The organism is Paraburkholderia sp. SUR17 (genome assembly GCF_029536165.1).
GTDB classification, from domain to species: Bacteria; Pseudomonadota; Gammaproteobacteria; order Burkholderiales; family Burkholderiaceae; genus Paraburkholderia; species Paraburkholderia kururiensis.
Window position 1 is genome coordinate 1,601,132 of record NZ_CP120508.1, and the last position, 21,505, is coordinate 1,622,636.

Below are 21,505 nucleotides of genomic sequence, written 5' to 3' on the forward strand. Positions count from 1 at the left end.
CACAACACCGGCTGTACCAGTTTGCGGTGTTTGTCCCCGGCGCCGTCGCACGGCCCGCGGCTTGCATGATTTGCCACGCGGACGTCTTTCGGCCCACGCATCGTCTCTATGGAATCACTGCGCATCTACAACACGCTTGCCCGTGACAAGCAACCTTTCGTGCCGCTTCAGGAAGGCTCCGTGCGGATGTACGTCTGCGGCATGACGGTGTACGACTATTGTCACGTGGGTCACGCGCGCGTAATGGTGGTGTTCGATATCGTCCAGCGGTGGCTGCGTACGCTCGGCTACAAGGTCACGTATGTGCGCAACATCACCGACATCGACGACAAGATCATTCGTCGCGCCGTCGAAAACGGCGAGACGATCAAGTCGCTCACGAGCCGCTTCATCGATGCGATGCACGAAGACGCCGACGCGCTCGGCGTCGCGCGGCCCGACATCGAACCGCGCGCAACCGACTTTATCCCGCAGATGCTCGGCATGATCGAGACGCTCGAAGCGAACGGCTACGCGTATCGCGCCGCGGACGGCGACGTGAATTACGCGGTGCGGCGTTTTGCGGGCTACGGCGAGCTCTCGGGCAAATCGCTCGAAGACTTGCGCGCGGGCGAGCGCGTAGCTGCGAACGACGCGAAGCAGGATCCGCTCGACTTCGTGCTCTGGAAACAGTCGAAGCCCGACGAGCCCGCCGACACCGGATGGGATTCGAAGTACGGGCGCGGGCGTCCCGGCTGGCATATCGAATGCTCGGCGATGGGTTGCACGCTGCTCGGCGAACACTTCGACATTCACGGCGGCGGACAGGACCTGCAGTTTCCGCACCACGAGAACGAAATCGCGCAGAGCGAGGGCGCAACGGGCCAAACGTTCGTCAATTACTGGATGCACAACGGCTACGTGCAGATCGACAACGAGAAGATGTCGAAGTCGCTCGGCAACTTCTTCACGATCCGCGAGGTGCTCGCGAAGTACGACGCCGAAGTCGTGCGTTTTTTCATCGCGCGCGCGCACTATCGCTCGCCGCTCAACTACAGTGACGTTCATATCGACGACGCGCGCAATGCGCTCACGCGTCTTTACACGGCGTTGAAAGACGTGGCGCCGGACGCGGGCGAACTCGACTGGAACGAAACGTATGCCGCGCGTTTTCGTGCGGCGATGAACGACGACTTCAATACGCCGGTGGCGGTCGCGGTGCTGTTCGAACTGGCCACCGAGGTGAACCGCACGCGCGACGCAGCGCTTGCGCGGCAGCTCAAGCAGCTTGCGGCCATCGTCGGTCTGCTGGGTCGCGATCCGCGTGCGTATCTGCAGCAGGCAGCGGGCGCGTCGGAGGCTGGCGGTCTCGATGCAGCCGCGATCGAAGCAAAGATCGCCGAGCGTGCGGCAGCCAAGAAGGCGAAGCATTACGCCGAAGCGGACCGGATCCGGGCGGAACTGCTCGAAGCCGGTGTCGCACTCGAAGACAAACCGGGCGGGTTGACCGAGTGGCGCCGCGTTTAAGCGCCGTCGACTACCCATTGATCGACTCGCCAGGCAGGAGGCAGGATGGCAACGGCCACGAAGGCGGCGGCTAAACGAGCCGCGTCGCAGAGCGCTCAGGCCGCAGGGAAGGCGGCGCGAGCAACGCGTGCAGCGCGCACGGCAGGCAGTACCGCCGCGAAGACCTCGATGAAGGCCGCGGCGAAGGTCGCATTGAAAAAGACCGCAAAAACGGCTGCGGGCGCGGCGAACGGCGAGGCGCCAGGCGCTCCGTCGAAGCGCAGGCTCAACGGCTCCGCAGGTGCGCCGCACGTCGCGAAGCCGACGCAAAAGGAAACGCGCGTATCGAGCACCGCGGGAAAGACCGCCCGCCCGAAGGCGAATGGCGCACTCGGCGTTCAGCACGTCGACAACGATCGCCTGACCAGTCAGCTCGTCGTCGATACCGCTCACGAGGGCGAGATTGTCCGCAAGAGCCGCGCATCCACCGCAACGGAAGCTGCGGTGCCCGTGCAGATCGGCAGCCTCGCGCCCGAGGTCACGCGGCCCGCGTATTGGGACAAGGCCTGCGCCGATCTCGTGAAGCGCGATCGCATTCTCAAAAAACTGATTCCGAAATTCGGCCCCGTCCATCTGCTTTCACGCGGCGATCCGTTCGTTACGCTCGCGCGTTCGGTGGTGGGGCAGCAGATTTCCGTCGCCGCGGCCCAGGCCGTCTGGCAGCGTATCGAAGACGCCTGCGCGAAGCTCGTGCCGCAGCAGTTCATCAAGCTGGGACACGAACGCCTTACGGCGTGCGGGCTCTCCAAACGCAAGACCGAATACATCCTGGATCTCGCGCAGCACTTCGTGTCGGGTGCGCTGCACGTGGGCAAGTGGGCGTCGATGGACGACGAGCACGTGATTGCCGAGCTGACGCAGATTCGCGGTATCGGCCGCTGGACGGCCGAGATGTTCCTCATCTTCAACCTCTCGCGTCCCAACGTGCTGCCGCTCGACGATCTCGGGCTCATTCGCGCCATCAGCGTCAACTACTTCAGCGGCGAGCCGGTCACGCGCAGCGAGGCGCGCGAGGTCGCGGCGAACTGGGAACCGTGGCGTACGGTCGCGACCTGGTACATGTGGCGCAGTCTCGAGGCGTTGCCCGCCGGGGCGTGAGTCGCGCCGGGCAAGGCGCGCTCGCCTTTGATATGGCGCCGTTTTCCATCGACGCTATTGGTTGATGAGATTTAATAGTTGCGAGCCGATTTTGATGGCGTTGGGCGCGGTTAGAATACGCGCTGCCGGTAAGTCCAAGGATTACAACCAATGAAGACCACGTTTCTGGATTTCGAACAGCCGATCGCGGAGCTCGAAGCAAAGATCGAAGAACTGCGCTTCGTCCAGGACGATTCGGCCGTCGATATTTCGGAAGAGATCGAGCGGCTGTCGAAGAAGAGCCAGCAGCTCACCAAGGATCTATACGCCAATCTGACGCCGTGGCAGGTTTCGCAGATCGCGCGTCATCCGCAGCGTCCCTACACGCTCGATTACGTTAACGAACTCTTCACCGATTTCCACGAATTGCACGGCGACCGCTCATTCGCCGACGACCTGTCGATCGTAGGCGGCCTTGCCCGCTTCAACGGTCAACCCTGCATGATCATCGGTCACCAGAAGGGCCGCGATACGAAGGAACGCGCCGCGCGCAACTTCGGCATGCCGCGTCCTGAGGGTTATCGCAAGGCTGAGCGCCTCATGCGCCTTGCCGAGAAATTCGGCCTGCCCATCTTCACGTTCATCGACACGCCCGGCGCCTATCCCGGCATCGGCGCGGAAGAGCGGGGCCAGTCCGAGGCAATCGGGCACAACCTCTATGTGATGGCCGAGCTGAAGACCCCGATCATCGCCACCGTGATCGGCGAAGGCGGCTCGGGCGGTGCGCTCGCCGTCGCCGTGGCCGATAGCGTGCTGATGCTCCAGTTCTCGACCTATTCGGTGATCTCGCCGGAAGGGTGCGCGTCGATTCTCTGGAAGAGCGCGGCGAAAGCCCCCGAGGCCGCCGAAGCGCTGGGGCTGACGGCTCACCGCCTGAAGGCGCTCGGCCTCATCGACAAGATCATCAACGAGCCGCTCGGCGGCGCCCACCGCGACCCGAAGGGCATGGCCGCGCTGCTGCGCCGCGCGCTGGCCGATACGCTGCGGCAGTTCCAGGGCATGAGCATCGCGGACCTGCGCGAGCGCCGCTTCGACCGGCTGATGTCCTATGGCAAGTACAAGCAGACCACGCCGGGCGCGTGAGTTTGACGCCGGCCCGGATCGTTCTTCCTGAGAGGCGCGCCAGCGCCGCCCAATCGTGGTGAAACCCGCTGAATCGAGTGCCGACCGCGTCGTTCTCGACGCGGTCCGCGCCGCGCTTGCGGCGCTGCCATCCCACGCGTGCGTGGGCATCGCTTTCAGCGGCGGCCTCGATTCCACCGTTTTGCTCGATGCCGCCGTGCGCGTGGCAGGCGCCTCGCGTTGCGTCTCGCTTCATGTGCATCACGGACTCAGCGCCAACGCCGATCAGTGGCTCGCTCATTGCGAGGCGTTCGCGAAATCGCACGGCGTGCGCTTCGATGTCCGTCACGTCGACGTGCCGCGCGAGGCGGGCGTCAGCATCGAGGCGCGCGCGCGCGAACTGCGCTACGAAGCACTCGACGAGATGTGCGCCCAGCATCGCGTGAACGCACTCTGGCTCGCGCAGCACGCCGACGATCAGGCCGAGACGGTGCTGCTGCAGTTGCTGCGCGGCGCGGGTCTCGCGGGGCTTTCGGCCATGGCGCCGTCCCGCGAGGGTGCACAGGGGCCCGTGCGTGTGCGCCCGTTGCTGCACCTGCTGCGAGCCCAACTGGAGCAGTACGCCGAGGCGCGCGCCTTGCAGTGGATCGACGACGAATCGAACGCGGACACGCGCTATGCGCGCAATGCGCTGCGCCACGAAGTTCTGCCGGCGCTCGCCGTCCGCTTTCCGGGCTTTCGCGACGCGCTTGCGCGCACTGCCGCACACGCCGCTTCCGCCCAGCGGCTGCTCGACGAACTCGCCCGCATCGACCTGCGCGACGCGGCTCGCGACGAGGGTCGCGCGCTGGCACGCGAAGCCCTGCTCGCACTCGACGACGACCGCGCCTCGAACCTGCTGCGCTACTGGATGCGCACGTTGGGCATGCCGGCGGCGTCGGCTGCGCGTCTTGCCGATGCATTGCGGCAACTGCGCACCGTAGATGGCGACCATCAACTGCGCGTGGACCATGCGGGCCAGACGCTGCGCAGCTATCGCGGTCTCGTGTTCTGGGAAGCGGGCGACAGCGCCGAACCTGCCGACGAAACGTCGTTGTCCGGGCGCGCGCCTGCGGTGCTCGTGTGGCGCGGCGAGGCCGTCTGGCGTCTGCCGCAATGGCGCGGGACATTCGTGTTCGTACCGGCCGCCGAGGGCGAGGCCGATGCAATACCGGAAGCTGCGCTGCTGCACGCGCCGTTATCGGCGCGTTCGCGTGCGGGCGGCGAGCGTATGCGCACGAGCCCGGACGGCCCCAGCCGTACGCTGAAAAATCTCTTCCAGGAGCGCGGCGTGCCGGCATGGAAGCGCGACGTGCCGTTGATCTTCTCCGGCGATACGCTGCTCTTCGTGCCGTGGCTCGGGGTGAATCACACTGCGCTCAAACGTGCGGCTGCGAGCGACCGCGACCGCACGCGTTCGACTCGCCACTTTCGTATCGAGTGGCGCGTGGATCTTCTGATCGCGTGAACGGCGCATGCGGCGCAGCGCCGCATGGCATGTGCCGGGGCCGCGCATGATTTTCGCCTCATCGCGTTCACTCGCCGCGTTCTGCCGCTTTATGAGGCGAGGCCGCAAATCATTGCCACATAAGCGTTTTCGGCCGTGCGCGCGGTCCGTTTGGCTTGTCTTTTTGCTACCGATCGGGTAGGGTAATGCGTTTGCCCAACCCGCTTTTGTCGCCACGAGCGTCGGGCGCGGACCTGTGCCTGGCAGCATCCGGCAGGCGCCAGGGCCGTCACGCGGGCAGGGCACGCGGCGCCGGAACGGCTGCACCGCGTGCAGGGGCAAAATCCGCGCGTGCTGCACGCGCTGCATTTACGCCGCCGGTCGTGCGGCGTCGTCAGCACCAAAGTGTGACACGCGCCGCTTGCCGCGCTTGGGTGCCGATCACGCCGGCTCCCGCGGCACTTCCACAGTGCGCCAGCGCGGTTATCTCTCCAGTTCAGAACGACAATGGCACTCATCGTACATAAATACGGCGGCACTTCGATGGGCTCGACCGAGCGCATCAAGAACGTCGCGAAGCGCGTCGCGAAATGGCACAAGGCCGGCCACCGCATGGTCGTCGTGCCGTCGGCGATGTCCGGCGAAACCAACCGGCTGCTGGGTCTCGCCAAGGAAATTTCGGCTCGTCCGAGCCCGCGCGAACTCGACATGATCGCCGCCACCGGCGAGCAGGTGAGTGTGGGGCTGCTTGCGATTGCGCTCCAGGAAGAAGGGGTGGAGGCGGTCAGCTATACGGGCTGGCAAGTGCCCGTCAAAACGGACAGCGCGTTCACGAAGGCGCGCATCAGCGACATCGAGAGCGAACGCGTAACGGCGGATCTCGATGCCGGCAAGGTGGTCGTGATCACGGGCTTTCAAGGCATCGACCCGGACGGCCATATCACGACGCTGGGCCGCGGCGGTTCGGACACGTCCGCGGTCGCAGTGGCCGCTGCGCTGAAGGCCGACGAATGCCTGATCTACACCGACGTGGACGGCGTGTACACGACGGACCCGCGTGTAGTGGAGGAGGCGCGCCGGCTCGACCGGATCACCTTCGAGGAAATGCTGGAAATGGCGAGTCTCGGCTCCAAGGTGCTGCAGATCCGCTCGGTCGAATTCGCCGGCAAATATCAGGTGAAGACGCGGGTGCTGTCGAGCCTGACCGATCCGCTCATGCCGCTCGAAGATGAAATGACCTCGGGCACCCTGATTACTTTTGAAGAAGACGAGACCATGGAACAAGCAGTCATCTCGGGTATCGCGTTCCAGCGCGACGAGGCCCGCATCGCCGTGATGGGTGTGCCCGACAAGCCGGGCATCGCGTATCAGATTCTCGGCCCGGTGGCGGACGCGAACATCGACGTCGACATGATCATCCAGAACCAGAGCGTGCAGGGCAAGACCGACTTCACGTTCACGGTGGGCCGCGGCGATTACCAGCGCGCAATGGACATCCTCACCAACCAGGTGAAGGGTCACGTGAACGCGGAGCAGGTGCTTGGGGATCCGAAGGTTTCGAAGGTCTCGGTGGTGGGCGTCGGCATGCGTTCACACGTGGGTATCGCGAGCAAGATGTTCCGTACGCTGTCGGAAGAGGGCATCAACATCCAGATGATTTCGACCTCGGAAATCAAGATCTCCGTGCTCATCGACGAGAAGTACATGGAGCTTGCGGTACGTGCGCTGCACAAGGTGTTCGAGCTCGATCAGGCGTGATGTGACGTGCCCGCTGTGCCAACCACAGCGGGTTCTCACGGAGCGCCGCTTCACGCCACGATTGCCGCGTAAAACGGAACGGCGTGCGAATGGCGCAAATGAGAATGGACATGACAGGTTGGTGACGCGCACGCAAAAACCGTGCGCAACAAATTGACCTGTGAGCACGGAACCGCTATCATCTTGGCTTCGTCGCGCTGCCTCCCTGGCGCGAGCGAAGGGTTCGGGAGACGTGGCCGAGAGGTCGAAGGCACTCCCCTGCTAAGGGAGCATCTGGGCCAAAACCTGGATCGAGGGTTCGAATCCCTCCGTCTCCGCCAAAAGCGGTGACAAAGCCCCGTGAGTTTGACGACTCACGGGGCTTTTTCTTTTGCTGGAATATTGCTGGCGCACGAGACGGGAATATCGCCGAACGACAATGCGTAGGTCTCGTTGTGCGTGGCCCCGCGGTTCCGCCGCTCGTGCCCTTTGTCCGTGCGAATGAGCTCGGTGCAATTGAAGCACTGGCTCGGGAGCGAACGTGGCGTGGTCCGCCGCTGCATGACCTGTCGTCGATTTTGTATCTTCACGCAACTTTGCTACTCTTCGCGGTTCTCTTTACGTTGTGGCTCGAGAAGTCCGATGCCTGAACCCCATTCGCCTGCGAGACTGAAGCTGGGCGCCGCGCACGAGCGTCCGCGCTCGCGCTCCTTCCTGGAGCAGCCGCCCGCCCTGACGCTCTCGGCCGCCTGGCATGCGGTCGCCGTGACTGGATGCGCGCTCGATCCGGCCGCCTGGCCATGGTGGCTCGCCGGCACGTTCGCGAATCACGCCATTGTCACGGCGGCGGGTTTGTGGCCGCGCTCGTCGATACTGGGTCCGAACTGGACGCGGTTGCCCGCGGCCGCAAGCAAACGCCGCGCGATCGCATTGACGATCGACGACGGCCCGGACCCGCAAGTCACGCCGCAGGTGCTCGATCTCCTCGACCGTCATGGCGTGCGCGCCACGTTCTTCTGTATCGGCGAGCACGCACGCCGGTATCCGGCGCTCACGCGCGAGATCGTGGCACGCGGCCACGCCGTGGAAAACCACTCGCAAAGGCATCGGCATACCTTCTCGGTCAGCGGGCCCGGCGTGCTGGCTCGTGAGATCGAAGCGGCCCAGCAGACGCTTGCCGACCTGACGGGAGAGTGGCCGCGATTCTTCCGGGCGCCGGCGGGCCTGCGCAATGTGTTTCTCGAACCGGTTTTGCAGCGCTTCGACCTGCGCCTCGCGTCATGGACGAGGCGGGGGTTCGATACGCGCGAGACTCGCGCTGATGTAGTCGCGCAACGTCTCGTCCACCGGCTTGCCGCGGGCGATATACTGCTTGCCCACGACGGCAACGCCGCGAACGGGGTGGACGGCTTGCCCGTTATCCTCTCCACGCTTCCGCAGGTATTCGTCGCGGCCCAAAGCGAGCAATTGCATTTCATTACGTTGCGCGAAGCATTGCTCGCGGCGTAGGTATTTGGTCGATCGCGTGGGCGCGTTCTGGCCGATGTTTGGCGATACCCGTTCACGTCATCACGAATTGACTAAATGTGCGAACCTGGTTTAGTCATTCAAATTCGTTACCGTTTTTGTGGATTATTTTGACAAGATTTGACAGATTTTCAGGGTGGCCCGGCAGATAATCGGCCGCTTATTGCTGGTCATTAGATGGATGGGCGAGAGCTGGACGCGAACATGCCCCGTAGCAAGCGGGTTTGCGCAAAGCACGGCGTGGCGGCCAGCAAAGCATGCGCTCTGAATTGAAGGAGACGATACCGCGCAGTAGTCGTTGCACTGATTCTTTCAAACCTTTCGTCAAAAAAGAAGTTGGCGATGCTTAACGTGCACTGCCGCCGCTTTTGATTTTGATCTAAATAATCCGCGCCAGATGCCGTTAATGGGCTGTAAGAGAAGGCCCCGTTGCGCCGACGTGCGCGGGTGAAAACGCTTCCATGCGTCGTTTCGGTGTGTAGCCTGGACGATGCGGCTACCCCACACCGAATGTCGATATGCCCGATTTGTCGTGGACCTTGCCGGTGGCCCGGTGGTCTTTCTGGTCTCCTGCCGTTGCAGAAACAGCTGAAGTCGCCTTCATCGATCCGATGATGCGCCGCCGGCTGAGTTCGCTTTCCCGGATGGCGTTGAAGGTCGCCCACGATTGCGTGCAGAACGTGCCGCAAGCGCGGGTGGTATTCGCATCGAGGCACGGCGAACTACGGCGTACCACCGACATCCTGCACGGCATCGAGGCCGACAAACCGGTCCTGCCGAATGCCTTCAGCCTCTCGGTGCTCAACGCCATGTCGGGACTCTTCGGTATCGCGCGGGAGGACCGCTCGCCCGCGAACGCCATTTCAGCCGGCCCCGAAACGCTCGGTTACGCGTTGCTCGAAGCGTATGCGCAGTACACCGAAGAACCCACTGTGCCGGTGCTTCTCGTCTATGCGGACGAACCGGCCGACGGCGCATACGGCCAGGTCGATCACGAAGTGCAGCAGGGCGCCCTCGCGCTGCTGCTCGACGCGGGACAGGTCGCGCAAGGACATCTCGCGTGTACCGTCTGCGAAATCGAACACGAGACCGAACACGAAATCGAACATGAAGCAGGCAAGGCAGGCGTGACGCATTTCGCGACGCAAAGCGCAGCGCTGCATCACTGTCTCGATACGCAATCGGCCGCCGCGTGGCAACACGCCGGAGCGATCTGGCAGTGGGGGTGGCATGTCAGTGCGGTCTAGTCGTGGCTGGCGTCTTTTCGCTACCGGCCTCAGCTTCACGGTGTTCGGGCTGAGCGGCCTGCTTTTCTCGGTTCTCGTTTTTCCGTTCGCGAGCCTGTGGCCACATCGCGCCTCGCGCCAACGCGCGGTCACGACCGTGATCCACTGGTTCTTTCGCGCGCTCGTCGACGCCTTGAAGCGCATGGGCGTGATGGAACTCGACGTGGCGGGCGCCGACGCCTTGCGTTCGGGCGCGCCGGCCATCGTCGTGGCGAACCATCCGACTTATCTCGATGTCGTGGTGCTGCTTTCGCTCATGCCGCGTGCCTGCTGCGTCGTGAAGAACGCCCATTGGGGCAACCCATGCTTCTGGGGTATCGTGCGGGCTGCCAAATATGTGAGCAACGTCGATCCCGCCGGTTTCGTGAAGGATTGCCGGCAGCAGATCGCCGCGGGCTACACGATGATCATTTTTCCCGAGGGGTCGCGCAGCCCGGCGCCCAACCGGCTGCGCGCCTTCTCGCGCGGCTTTGCGTATATCGCGCTCGAAGCCGGCGCGCCGATCGTCCCCGTTCTCATGCATTGCGATCCACCCGCCTTCACGAAGCAGATGCGCTGGTATCACGTACCGGAGCGTCCTTTCCGCATCACCGTGAACGTGCTCGATCCCATGGGCGTCGGGCAGCTCGCGTCGCACGAAATGCCGCCGGCGCTCGCCGCGCGCAGCGTCACCCGCGCCGTTGAGGCACACATTACCCAGCACCTGTTCGATCATGGATTCTTTAAAACTGGAAATTAAGCAGCTTCTGATCGAAGCGTTCGATCTGGAACACCTGACGCCCGACGATATCGACGACGACGCGCCGTTGTTCGACACCAACGGAGTCGGGCTCGACTCGATCGACGCGCTCGAGATCGGCATCGTGCTGCGCCAGCGCTACAAGCTCACCATCGCCGCCGACGACGCGCGCGTGCGCGAGTATTTTCGTTCCGTCAACACGCTCGCCGAGCTGGTTGCGTCTCAGCGTAAAGACGCGGCGGTGCTGGAAGAAACTGCAGGCAAGGGGGATTGAATCGTGACCGAGGCAGACATTCTCGAGCGCATCCGCGCCATCTTCCACGAAAACTTCGCGATCGATCCGGCGCGCGTGACGCCGGAGGCGCATCTGTTCGAAGAACTGGATCTGGACAGCATCGACGCCGTCGATCTCGCCATCAAGCTGCAGGAAATGACCGGCCGGCGCATCAAGCCGGAAGAGTTCAAGTCGGTTCGCACGGTGGGCGACGTGATCGCCGCTGTGGAATCGCTGCTCGCGGCTCAGGCTTGATGCCATCCACGCCTTCGTGCGACGCGCCGGCAGCGGGCGACCCGGCCACGCGTCGCATGACCGACGCGAGTCACGCGGTGCCCGCCGCGACCGAAGCACCGCCTGCATACGGTCGCGCGCGCCGCACGGTGCGCCTCGCGGCGAACCTGGCCTATCCGGTCGTGATTCTGTGCGCCTGGCGTTGGGACTCGCCGCGCTACGTGGGCTGTATGCTGCTCGCGCTGCTGTGGCTGCAACGCGTGGCGGGCACGGGTGCATTCGCGGCCTCGCTGCGCAAGCTGAGCCTCGTGGACTGGGCGGTGGCCGGCGCGCTCAACTGTGCGTCGGTGGCGATCGTCGCGACCAACAGTGAGCTGCTGCTGCGCCTTTATCCGTCGCTTGTGAATGTCGGGCTGCTCGTGGCGTTCGGCGCGACACTGGCAAACGGACCGTCGATGATCGAACGGTTCGCGCGCTTCACGTATCCGGATCCGCCTGATCACGTGGTGCGCTACACGCGTCGCGTCACGCAGCTGTGGACGGCATTCTTCGCCGCGAACGGCATCTTCTCCGCCTACACGGCGCTGTGCTGGTCGCGCGAGTCGTGGTCGCTCTACAACGGCGCCATCGCGTATGGCGTGGTGGGCGTGCTGCTGGTTGCCGAGGTGGTGTGGCGCAAGTACATCATGCTGCCGAGGGCGCAGCGCACGGGGGCATTGTGATCGCGCTGCACGAGCTCTTTGCCGCACCGCGCGCGGCGGTTGATACGCAGACAGTCGTCGCGGTATGTCGCGACGGCGCCGATACGATCCGCTTTCCCGCATTCCGTACGCGTGTGCTGGCCATTGCCGCCCGCCTGACCCCGCGCGCGGAGCAGCGCTTCGCGCTGTGTGCCGACGATCCCTATACGTTCGCGTGCGCGCTCTTCGGCCTCTTCATTGCCGGCAAGGAGCCGGTGATTCCGGCGAGTTCCGCGCCGGGCTATCTCGCGGACCTGAGCGAGGCGTACGACGCGGTGCTGACCGACGCCGACATCGTCGCCATGTCGATTGACGCACCGGCCACTGCAACGACCACCGCACCGGCCACCACAACGGCCACCTGCACCATCGACCCCAACGCGCCGCTGACGCTCTACACATCCGGCAGCAGCGGCGTGCCGAAGCCCGTACGCAAGACGCTCGCCCAGTTCAACGCCGAAGTGCACACGCTTGAAGCGCAGTGGGGCGCGCTCGCCGGCGATGCAACGGTGCTCGCGAGCGTGCCGCATCATCACATCTACGGCCTGCTGTTTCGCGTGTTCTGGCCGCTCGCGGCGGGCCGCGCGTTCGACCGCTCCACCTGCGTCGACCCGCATCAGTTGCAGGCGCGCATCGCGCAGTGCGGGGCGACGGTGGTCGTTTCCACGCCCGCGCAGTTGTCGCGCTGGCCCGATCTGCCCGGCTTCGATGCATTCGATCCCGCGCCTCGCGCGTTCTTCTCGTCGGGCGGGCCGCTCGCGTTCGACACGGCCCGGCGCTTCGCTGCCGTGCTCGGCCACGCGCCGCTCGAAATCTACGGCAGCACGGAAACGGGCGGCATTGCGTGGCGGATGCAGACCGGCTCCGATGCGTGGCGTCCCATGCCGGGCATCGACGTGCGCCGCGCGGACGACGGTGCACTGGAACTGCGTTCGCCGCATCTGGACCACGACGGCTGGCATCGCACCGACGACGCCGTGGCGTTCGACACGCGCGGCGGTTTCAACCTGCTGGGTCGGCTCGACCGCGTCATCAAGCTGGACGGCAAGCGCGTGGCGCTGGCGGAACTCGAAGGCCGCCTGCGGCTGCATCCGTTCGTGGCCGAGGCCGCGACCACGGTGCTCGACGGTGCCTCGCGCAAGCGCGTCGGTGCGCTCGTGGTGCTGTCGGGCGAAGGCAACGCCGCGCTGCGCCGCGAGGGCCGCGTGCAGCTCGTGAAGACGCTGCGGCGCCATCTCGCCGGCTATTTCGACATGACGGTGCTGCCGCGTCACTGGCGCTTTCGCAAGGCGTTGCCGTTCGATGCGCGCGGCAAGCTGCAGGCAGCGGCCATTGCCCGCGCGTTCGGGGCCCACGAAGACGGCTTCGAACTACTTGCCGAAGCAGGGGACGCCAACGAGCGGTTCTACGAGCTGCACGTGCCGCCCACGCTCGTGCATTTCGCCGGCCACTTTCCCGGCCTGCCGATTTTGCCCGGCGTCGTGCAGATCGATTGGGTCGTGCGGCTCGCGAGCGACTACGTGCCCGGCGTGCGCACGCTCACGTCCATCGACAAGCTGAAGTTCATGGCCCCCGTGCCACCCGGCGCTGTGCTCAAGCTCGTGCTGACGCACGACGCGCCGCGCCGCCGCCTGCAATTCGCGTATCACCTGGGCGAACGCGACTGCGCGTCGGGCGTCGTCGTCTACGGGGAGCCTGCATGAGCATGGCTGCCTGTGTCGTCATTCCGATCTACAACCACAAGGATGCGATTGGCGCAACCGTCGCGAACCTGATTCCGCACGGGTTGCCGCTCTTCGTGGTCGACGACGGCAGCGACGAGCCGACCCAGGCCGTACTGGCCGCGCTCGCTCAGCGTTACGCCGGCCAGCTCACGCTGCTGCGCCTGCCCGTGAACGGCGGCAAAGGCGCAGCGGTGATGGCCGGTCTGCGCGCCGCACGCGCAGCGGGCTTCACGCACGCCCTGCAGATCGACGCCGACGGGCAGCACGACGCAGCCGACGTGCCGCGCTTTCTCGACGCTGCGCATGCGAAGCCGCACGCGGTGATTCTCGGTCGGCCGGTGTACGACGCGAGCGTGCCGAAATCGCGGCTGTATGGACGCTATCTGACGCACGTGTGGGTCTGGATCGAAACGCTTTCGTTCACCATTCGCGATTCGATGTGCGGCTTCCGCCTGTATCCGCTCGACCTGGCTTGCGATCTGATCGACGGCGTGAAGTTGCCGACACGCATGGACTTCGACATCGAGATTCTCGTGCGGTTTTATTGGCGGCGCGTCGAGTTCGTCTCGATTCCCACCGCCGTTCGCTACGCGACGGACGGCGTCTCGCACTTCGACGTGCTGTGGGACAACGTGCGCATCAGCCGCAGCCACACGCGACTCGTGGCGGGCATGCTGATGCGCTCGCCGTTGCTGCTCGCGCACAAGTTCATGCCGCGCCGCGCAGCGCAAGGGCAGGGCGAACGCACGACGCCATGGTGGCGCATGGCCGAGCGCGGCAGCCGCCTCGGCATGGCGTTGCTCGCGCTGGGCTGCCGCACAATCGGGCCCCGCCTCACGTCGCTGTGGCTGTACCCGATCGTTGCGTATTTCCTGCTGACGGGACGCGCCGCGCGCGGCGCCTCCACGCGCTACTTCGCGCAACTCCAACGCTTCAGACCGAACGAGTCGACGCCGCTGCCGGGCTGGCTCACCGCGTATCGGCACATGCTCACATTCGCGCAATCGGGTTTCGACAAGCTCGCTGCCTGGTCCGGCCAGCTCGATTTCGCCAACGTGAAGTTCGACGATGCCGGCGCGCTCGACGCCTTGCTTGCCAGCGGGCGCGGCGCGCTCGTCATCGGTTCGCATCTCGGCAATCTGGAGATGGCGCGCGCGCTCGCCGTGCGCAGCGCGCAGACCAGGGTGACGGCGATCGTCTACACCGAACACGCGCGCCGCTTCAACAGCGTGCTGGCCGCCGCGCACCACGACTTCGCGCAGCATCTCGTCGAGGTCAGCGACTTCGGGCCGGAGACCGCGCTGATGATGCAGGAGCGCATCGAGCGCGGCGAGTTGCTCGTGATCGTCGGCGACCGTACGCCGGCGCGCGAAGCGGGCCGCACCACGCACGTGCCGTTTCTCGGTGCGAGCGCGCCGTTTGCGCAGGGGCCGTACGTGCTCGCGCATGCGCTGGCGTGCCCCGTCTATCTGTTCTTCTGCCTCAAGGAGCGCGGCGCTTACCGGCTCTACTTCGAGTCGTTCGCCGAACGCATCGAACTGCCGCGGCGCGACCGTGCCCGACATCTGGCCGTCTGGGCCCAGCGTTATGCCGCGCGTCTCGAACACTATTGCTGCAAGGCGCCGTATCAATGGTTCAATTTCTACGACTTCTGGGCGCGCCCCAGCGGAGGCGCAAATGGCCGAACATGATTTGAAGGACGCAGCGGCTCATACGAACGACGCGGCGGCGCCGTGTGTCGTGATCGGCGGCCGGCGGCTCACCATCGAAGACGTGGTGGTCGTGGCGCATCGGCGTGCCGCCGTATCGCTCAACAGCGATCCCGCCTGGCGTGCCCGCATCCAGCGCGGCGCAGATTTCCTGCAGCAGCATCTGGCTTCGGGCGCAACGGTCTACGGCGTCAACACGGGCTATGGCGACGCGTGTGTCGTCGAGGTGCCGATGCATCTGGTCGAAGCCCTGCCGTTGCAGCTCACGCGCTATCACGGCTGCGGCATGGGCGACTATCTGGACGACGAAGAAACGCTCGCCGTGATCGCCGCGCGGCTCAATTCGCTCGCCTACGGATTCTCCGGCGTGCGGCCCGTGCTGCTGGAGCGCGTCGCCGATCTCATCAACCACCGCGTGCTGCCGCGCATTCCGTCGGAAGGATCGGTGGGGGCGAGCGGCGACCTCACGCCGCTCTCGTATGTGGCAGCCGCGCTCGTGGGCGAGCGCGACGTGATGTTTCGCGGCGCGTTGTGCTCCGCGCGCGAAGCCTGGCGCGCGCTCGGACACGAGCCGCTGACGCTCGCGCCGAAGGAAGGTCTTGCGCTGATGAACGGCACGGCCGTGATGACGGGCCTCGCGTGTCTCGCCTTCGCGCGCGCCGCGCAGCTGGCGCGCCTCGCGGCCAGTCTCACGGCGTTATCCACGGTTGCACTCGACGGCCGCGCCGCCCATTTCGATCCGTTGATCTTCGAGGCGAAGCCCCACGCGGGCCAGGCCGAAGCCGCTGCCTGGATTCGCGCCGATCTCGCGGGACGCACCGATACGCCGGGCCATCGCCTGCAGGACCGCTATTCGATCCGCTGTGCGCCGCACGTGATTGGCGTGGCCTGCGATGCACTCAGCTGGGTGCGCCGCGATGTCGAGAACGAGTTGAACAGCGCGAACGACAACCCGCTCGTGGACCCCGACAGCGGTCGCGTGCTGCACGGCGGCAACTTCTACGGCGGCCACATCGCGTTCGCCATGGATGCGCTGAAGACCGCAGTGGCCAATCTCGCAGACTTGATGGACCGGCAACTGGCGCTGCTCGTCGACGACAAGTTCAACAACGGTCTGCCGCGCAACCTCACGGGTGCGGCGCCGGCGCGCGCGCCCATCAACCATGGCTTCAAGGCGGTGCAGATCTCGTCGTCGGCCTGGACCGCGGAGGCGCTCAAGCACACCATGCCTGCAAGCGTGTTCTCGCGCTCCACGGAGGCGCACAACCAGGACAAGGTGAGCATGGGCACGATTGCCGCGCGCGATTGCCTGCGCGTGCTGCAACTCACCGAACAGGTCGCGGCGGCGCACACGCTCGCAACGGTGCAGGCCGTGCAACTGCGCCTGAAGATGAACGGCGCGACGATGATCCCCGCACCGCTGCAACGCTTCATGAGCGAGGTGACGGCGCTGTCATCGTTCGTCGACGAAGACCGCCCGCTCGAACGTGACCTGCGCGCCGTGACGGCGAGCATTGCGGCGGGCGGGCTCATTGAACGCACGGAAGGAGCCGCGGCATGAGCGACACGCGTGCGGTCCTGAGCGCAAGTGCGGACGTCGAAGTGCCGTTCCACGACGTCGACGCCATGAACGTGTGCTGGCACGGCCACTACCTCAAGTACTTCGAGATAGGCCGCGCCGCACTGCTGCGCAGGTTCGACTACGACTACCGTGAAATGCAGGCGTCGGGCTATCTCTGGCCGGTGGTCGAGGTTCATTTGAAGTACGTGCGGCCCGCGGTCTACGGTCAGCGCCTGGAAGTGCGGGCGCAACTGCTCGAACACGAGAACCGCTTGAAGATCGGCTACGAGATCGTCGATGCCGTCTCGGGCGAGCGGCTCACGAAGGGCTACACGATCCAGGTCGCGGTGCACGCCGAGACGAAGGAACTGCAATTCGTGTCGCCGACCGTGGTGTTCGAGAAGCTGGAGCGGGCATGGGAACGTTGAATGTGCGCGTGTCGGCTTCGGTGGCCGCAATGGCGCTGATCGCGATGCCGGTACTTTGCGGGGCCGCCTCGGGGGCCGGCACGCCCGCGCAGGCTTCCGCCGGAACCGCTGCGTCCACCGCATCGCCTGCTTTGAACGACATGGCGCTCGTCTCGCAAATCGCCTCGCATCTCGCGAAAGCGAAGGGCGTTCGTGCACGTTTCACGCAGACGCAGACGCTCGCGGCGATGAAAGCGCCGCTCGTCAGCACGGGCTCGCTGCTGTTCTTGCGCGAACGCGGCGCGATCTGGCACATCGACACGCCCTACAAAGCCACGTGGGTCATGACCGACGCGGGCATCGTCACGGTAGACGCCGCGGGCACGCAGACGGCAAGTCGCAGCGCCCAGGGCGCTCGCGCTGCGGCCGGCATCTCGAAGATGATGCGCGCCATGCTCGCGGGCGACCTGAGCGCGCTCTATTCGCAGTTCGACGTCGAGGCAACGGGCACGCCCGCACGCTGGCAGATGCGGCTCGTGCCGAATCAGCCGCAAATCGCGCAGTCCATTGCCTCGTTGCAGATGAGCGGCGGCGACTATCTGCGCACGCTGCGCATCGCACACGCGAACGGTGACGTGACGCAACTCGACTTCGAAGGCAGCGCAGCGGTGAGCGAACTCGCGCCTGCCGAACTCGCGTTGTTCGGGGCCCGGTAGTGGAGGCGCAACGCACGTTCGCCGTGTCCCGGACTGGGTGCCTGCGCGCCGCGTGGCTGGTACTCGCGCTTGCTGCGGCACTTTATTGCGCGTGGCGCTTTGCGGGGCCGTCGCCGCTGCAAACCAATCTGCTGGCTTTGCTGCCCGCAACCGAGGCGGACCCTGTCGCGGAAGAAGCCGTAGACCGCCTCGCAGGCGCGCTCGGCAATCGCGCCGTCTTCGTGGTGTCGAGCGACGATGGCGCGCATGCCAAGGCGGCCGCGCGACAACTCGGCGTGGCGCTCACAGCGAGCGGCGCGTTCGCAGCAGTGACGGCGCAATTGCCGCCGTTCGACCTGTCGCGAATCGCGCGCTTCTACCTGCCGTATCGCTTCAATCTGCTCACGCCTCGCGATCGCCAGAGCATCGCCGGTGGCGCCGCGGCGCTGCACGATGCGCTGCTGCAGCGTCTCTACGGGCTGCCGGCCGCCGGTCTCACCGCGCCGCTCGCGGACGACCCGTTCGGCTGGCTCCAGCATTGGTTGGGTGGCCTGCCGCTCGCCACCTCGAACCTGACGATAGAAGACGGGCTGCTGGTTTCGCATCGCGACCGGTCCACCGGCGTGCTCGTGGTCGCGACACTGCGCGGCTCGGCCTACGAGACCGACATCCAGCGCGCGGTGCTGGCCGCCGTCGCGCAAGGTGAAGCGGGGCTCAAGGCTGCGTTCCCCGACGTCACGCTCGCGCGCACGGGCGCCGTCTTTTACGCCGAGGCGGCGCGCCGTGCCTCGGAGCGCGAGATGCACGCCATCGGTATCGGCTCGCTGGTCGGCGTTGCGTTGCTGATGTTGTGGATCTTTCGCTCGCCGCGGCTCATCGCGCTGGGCTTCGTCTCCACCGCGCTCGGCATTCTCTGCGCGCTCGCGGCCACCTTGCTCGTATTCGGCCAACTGCATCTGCTGACGCTCGTGTTCGGCGCGAGCCTGATCGGCGAGGCGGTCGATTATTCGATTCAGTATTTCGTTGTCTATCTCGGCGCCGGGCAGAACTGGGAGCCGCGGCGCGGCGCGCGCGAAGTCGCGCCGGCCCTGACGGTCGCGCTCGCCACGAGTCTGCTGGGCTACGCGATCCTTACCTTCGCGCCGTTCCCCGCGCTCAAGCAGATTGCGTGTTTCGCGATGGTGGGCATCGCGACCGCCTTCGCGTCGGTGCTGTGGCTGCTGCCGAGCCTGCTCGCGCGGCCCGCGCGGCATACGCCGCGCACGCTGTTCGCCGTGGCCGCCGCGATGCTGACGAGATGGCATGCATTGCTCGCAGGGCGCAGCACGTTGCGGGTCGGGCTCGTTGCTGCCGCGGTGGTCCTCGTCTCGGTGCCCGGCTGGCTCCGGCTTGCCAGCGACGACGACATCCATCTGCTGATCCAGCGCGACCCGTCGCTCGTCGCCCAGGAGCGTGTGGTGACCCAGGCCGTGGGCGTCGACAACAGCTCGCAGTTCTTCGTGGTGAGCGGCGAGTCGCCGGAGCGCGTACTTGAACGTGCCGAGGCGCTCGCGACGAAGCTCGGTGCGCTCACGGACGCATCGGGCGCGCCGCTCGTGAGCGGCTGGCAATCGGTCGCATCGTTCGTCCCATCTGAAGAGCAGCAACGGGCCGATCACGCGCTCATCGCTACGCACGTGTTCCGCGACCCCGCGGCGTTGCGCGCCATGTTGACCGAAGCCGGTTTTCGCGACGAAGTGGCGAACACGTGGCTCGCCGCCTACGAGCAATCGAACGGGGCCACGCTGCACGTCGACGACTGGCTGGCCGAACCGTGGTCGCAGCCGTTTCGCCATCTCTGGCTCGGACGCTCGAAGAGCGCGCCGGACGCATTCGCGGCCGTCGTCATTCCTCAGGGCGTTTCGGCGGCGAACGAAGCGGCGCTGGTCGCCACGGCGCACACGGTGCCTGGGGTGAGCTTTGTCGACAAGGCCGCGAGCGTCTCGCGCCTTTTCGGCGCCTGGCGGCTCGACAGCGCCATCTGGCTCGCGGGCGCGCTGTTGCTCGTATTCGTGCTGCTGATGCTGCGCTATGGCCTGCGCGGCGGCATCGCGACCGGGCTGCCGGTGCTCGTCGCGATAGGCGTCACGCTTGCCGTGTTCGGTTATGCCCACGTGCGCTTCACGCTCTTCAACTCGCTCGCGTTGATGCTCGTGCTCGGCGTGGGCGCGAACTACGCGGTGTTCCTGCGTGAAGGCGCCTTGCGCGCCCCGGCGCAACTCGGCGCCGTCTGGACCGGCGTGCTGCTGTCCGCGGCGACCACCTTGCTGTCGTTCGGTCTGCTCGGCATGAGTTCGATGCCGGCGCTCAAGAGCTTCGGCGCGACGCTTTCGCTCGGCATCCTGGTGTCCGTGCTGCTCGCGCCGCTCGGCATACCTGCTACTCAACGGAGGGCCGCGTGAACGCGCCTGTCTATCTGCACGCGCCCGGCATGATCAATGCGCTCGGCGACGACGTGGACACCATCGTCGCGTCGCTCGCGAACGACCGCGCACCGGGTATGGGACCCATCGAGACGCGTATCGGCACGATGTTCGCCGGCCGCGTGACGGCGTCGCTCGATTTCGTACCGCCCTCAGCGTTCGCAGCGCCCGCAGCGCTCGCCGCCTACGACTGCCGCAACAACCGTCTGCTGCTCGCCGCGCTCGCGCAGATCGCGCCGGCTATCGAGGCCGCGCGCGAGCGCTACGGCGCGCAGCGTATCGGCGTGGTGCTCGGCACGAGCACGTCGGGTATCGGCGCGGCCGAAGCGGCGCTGCGCGAGCGTTCCGCTACCGGCACGATGCCGTCCACGTTCGACTACCGGCAAATGGAGATCGGCACGGCCGCGCCGTTCGCGGCCGCGGTGCTGGGCCTGCGCGGGCCGGCGTTCACGATCTCGACGGCGTGCACGTCGAGCGCGAAGGCTTTCGTGTCTGCGCGCCGTCTGCTGCGGCTCAAGCTGTGCGACGCGGTGGTGGTGGGCGGCGTGGATTCGCTGTGCGAGCTGACGCTGCAAGGCTTCGCCTCGCTCGATTCGACCAGCCCCGTGCGCATGAACCCGATGAGCGCGCAGCGCCGCGGCATCAACATCGGCGAGGGTGCGGCAGTGTTCCTGATGAGCCGCGACGAAGGGCCGGTGCGGCTCGCGGGCGCGGGCGAATCGAGCGACGCGCATCACATCTCGGCACCCGATCCGCAGGGCGTGGGTGGCGAACTGGCTTTGCGCGCCGCGCTCGGCGATGCGGGCATCGCGCCGTCGGCGGTGGGCTACGTGAACCTGCACGCCACGGCGACCATCAAGAACGACGAGATGGAAGCACACCTGATGACGCGCGTTTTTCCGCAAGGCGTGGCCGCGAGCGGCACGAAGCCGCTCACGGGGCATCTGCTCGGCGCGGCGGGCGCGACTGAACTCGGCTTCGCGTGGCTCACGCTCGCGCGCAGCGACGTCGCATTGCCTCGTCACGTCTGGGATGGTGAGGCCGATCCCGCACTGCCCACGCTCGATCTCGTCGAAGACGAGCGCCATTTGCCGCGCGATGGCGGCACGCCATACGTGATGAGCAATTCGTTTGCGTTCGGCGGCAGCAATGTCAGCCTGATTCTCGCCCGGTGAGGCCT

The 21,505-nt window shown here is 66.0% G+C and carries 18 protein-coding genes and 1 tRNA gene; all 19 read left to right on the forward strand.

Going from position 1 to position 21,505, the window contains the following annotated elements; genetic code table 11:
- The first annotated feature begins 108 nt into the window (after positions 1–108).
- Positions 109–1,506: a cysteine--tRNA ligase gene (gene cysS / locus P2869_RS07110; protein WP_017778061.1), complete on the forward strand. Its 1,398-nt coding sequence runs from the start codon at positions 109–111 to the stop codon at positions 1,504–1,506.
- A gap of 45 nt (positions 1,507–1,551) precedes the next feature.
- Positions 1,552–2,643 (forward strand): DNA-3-methyladenine glycosylase, encoded by a 1,092-nt coding sequence (locus P2869_RS07115; RefSeq protein ID WP_126875701.1) that lies wholly within the window; start codon positions 1,552–1,554, stop codon positions 2,641–2,643.
- A gap of 150 nt (positions 2,644–2,793) precedes the next feature.
- Complete coding sequence (locus tag P2869_RS07120) at positions 2,794–3,765, forward strand: acetyl-CoA carboxylase carboxyltransferase subunit alpha (RefSeq protein ID WP_017778063.1); 972 nt, start codon at positions 2,794–2,796, stop codon at positions 3,763–3,765.
- Between the two features lie 55 nt (positions 3,766–3,820).
- Entirely contained in the window at positions 3,821–5,251 is a 1,431-nt protein-coding gene (tilS, locus tag P2869_RS07125; RefSeq protein ID WP_277597869.1) for a tRNA lysidine(34) synthetase TilS, read from the forward strand.
- 486 nt (positions 5,252–5,737) lie between these two features.
- Positions 5,738–6,988: an aspartate kinase gene (locus tag P2869_RS07130; protein WP_277597870.1), complete on the forward strand. Its 1,251-nt coding sequence runs from the start codon at positions 5,738–5,740 to the stop codon at positions 6,986–6,988.
- A gap of 226 nt (positions 6,989–7,214) precedes the next feature.
- Positions 7,215–7,308: transfer RNA gene (locus P2869_RS07135), tRNA-Ser, on the forward strand.
- Between the two features lie 301 nt (positions 7,309–7,609).
- Positions 7,610–8,476, forward strand: a complete 867-nt coding sequence (locus P2869_RS07140; RefSeq protein ID WP_277597871.1) for a polysaccharide deacetylase family protein — start codon at positions 7,610–7,612, stop codon at positions 8,474–8,476.
- A gap of 536 nt (positions 8,477–9,012) precedes the next feature.
- Positions 9,013–9,741, forward strand: a complete 729-nt coding sequence (locus tag P2869_RS07145; protein WP_277597872.1) for a beta-ketoacyl synthase chain length factor — start codon at positions 9,013–9,015, stop codon at positions 9,739–9,741.
- Positions 9,725–10,519 (forward strand): 1-acyl-sn-glycerol-3-phosphate acyltransferase, encoded by a 795-nt coding sequence (locus P2869_RS07150; protein WP_277597873.1) that lies wholly within the window; start codon positions 9,725–9,727, stop codon positions 10,517–10,519. Before P2869_RS07145 ends, P2869_RS07150 begins: the two co-directional genes overlap by 17 nt.
- Positions 10,494–10,793 carry a phosphopantetheine-binding protein gene (locus P2869_RS07155; RefSeq protein ID WP_017778069.1) on the forward strand — a complete coding sequence of 100 codons (300 nt, stop codon included), beginning with the start codon at positions 10,494–10,496 and terminating at the stop codon, positions 10,791–10,793. The genes P2869_RS07150 and P2869_RS07155 overlap by 26 nt, the downstream gene beginning before the upstream one ends.
- Positions 10,794–10,796: 3 nt before the next feature.
- Positions 10,797–11,048, forward strand: coding sequence for an acyl carrier protein (locus P2869_RS07160; RefSeq protein WP_017778070.1), 252 nt, complete (start codon positions 10,797–10,799; stop codon positions 11,046–11,048).
- Complete coding sequence (locus P2869_RS07165) at positions 11,048–11,749, forward strand: hypothetical protein (protein WP_017778071.1); 702 nt, start codon at positions 11,048–11,050, stop codon at positions 11,747–11,749. The genes P2869_RS07160 and P2869_RS07165 overlap by 1 nt, the downstream gene beginning before the upstream one ends.
- The gene (locus tag P2869_RS07170; RefSeq protein ID WP_277598068.1) at positions 11,746–13,470 is read left to right on the forward strand and encodes an AMP-binding protein; all 1,725 of its coding nucleotides are present in this window, start codon (positions 11,746–11,748) and stop codon (positions 13,468–13,470) included. Before P2869_RS07165 ends, P2869_RS07170 begins: the two co-directional genes overlap by 4 nt.
- Positions 13,467–15,182 carry a glycosyltransferase family 2 protein gene (locus P2869_RS07175; protein ID WP_277597874.1) on the forward strand — a complete coding sequence of 572 codons (1,716 nt, stop codon included), beginning with the start codon at positions 13,467–13,469 and terminating at the stop codon, positions 15,180–15,182. Before P2869_RS07170 ends, P2869_RS07175 begins: the two co-directional genes overlap by 4 nt.
- A complete protein-coding gene (locus P2869_RS07180; protein ID WP_277597875.1) occupies positions 15,169–16,761 on the forward strand; it encodes an aromatic amino acid ammonia-lyase in 1,593 nt (530 codons plus the stop codon). The genes P2869_RS07175 and P2869_RS07180 overlap by 14 nt, the downstream gene beginning before the upstream one ends.
- The gene (locus P2869_RS07185; RefSeq protein WP_277597876.1) at positions 16,758–17,189 is read left to right on the forward strand and encodes a thioesterase family protein; all 432 of its coding nucleotides are present in this window, start codon (positions 16,758–16,760) and stop codon (positions 17,187–17,189) included. Before P2869_RS07180 ends, P2869_RS07185 begins: the two co-directional genes overlap by 4 nt.
- Entirely contained in the window at positions 17,177–17,884 is a 708-nt protein-coding gene (locus tag P2869_RS07190; protein ID WP_277597877.1) for an outer membrane lipoprotein carrier protein LolA, read from the forward strand. The genes P2869_RS07185 and P2869_RS07190 overlap by 13 nt, the downstream gene beginning before the upstream one ends.
- A gap of 23 nt (positions 17,885–17,907) precedes the next feature.
- The gene (locus P2869_RS07195) at positions 17,908–20,304 is read left to right on the forward strand and encodes an MMPL family transporter (protein ID WP_277597878.1); all 2,397 of its coding nucleotides are present in this window, start codon (positions 17,908–17,910) and stop codon (positions 20,302–20,304) included.
- Positions 20,301–21,500, forward strand: a complete 1,200-nt coding sequence (locus P2869_RS07200) for a beta-ketoacyl-[acyl-carrier-protein] synthase family protein (RefSeq protein WP_277597879.1) — start codon at positions 20,301–20,303, stop codon at positions 21,498–21,500. The genes P2869_RS07195 and P2869_RS07200 overlap by 4 nt, the downstream gene beginning before the upstream one ends.
- Positions 21,501–21,505 lie beyond the last annotated feature (5 nt).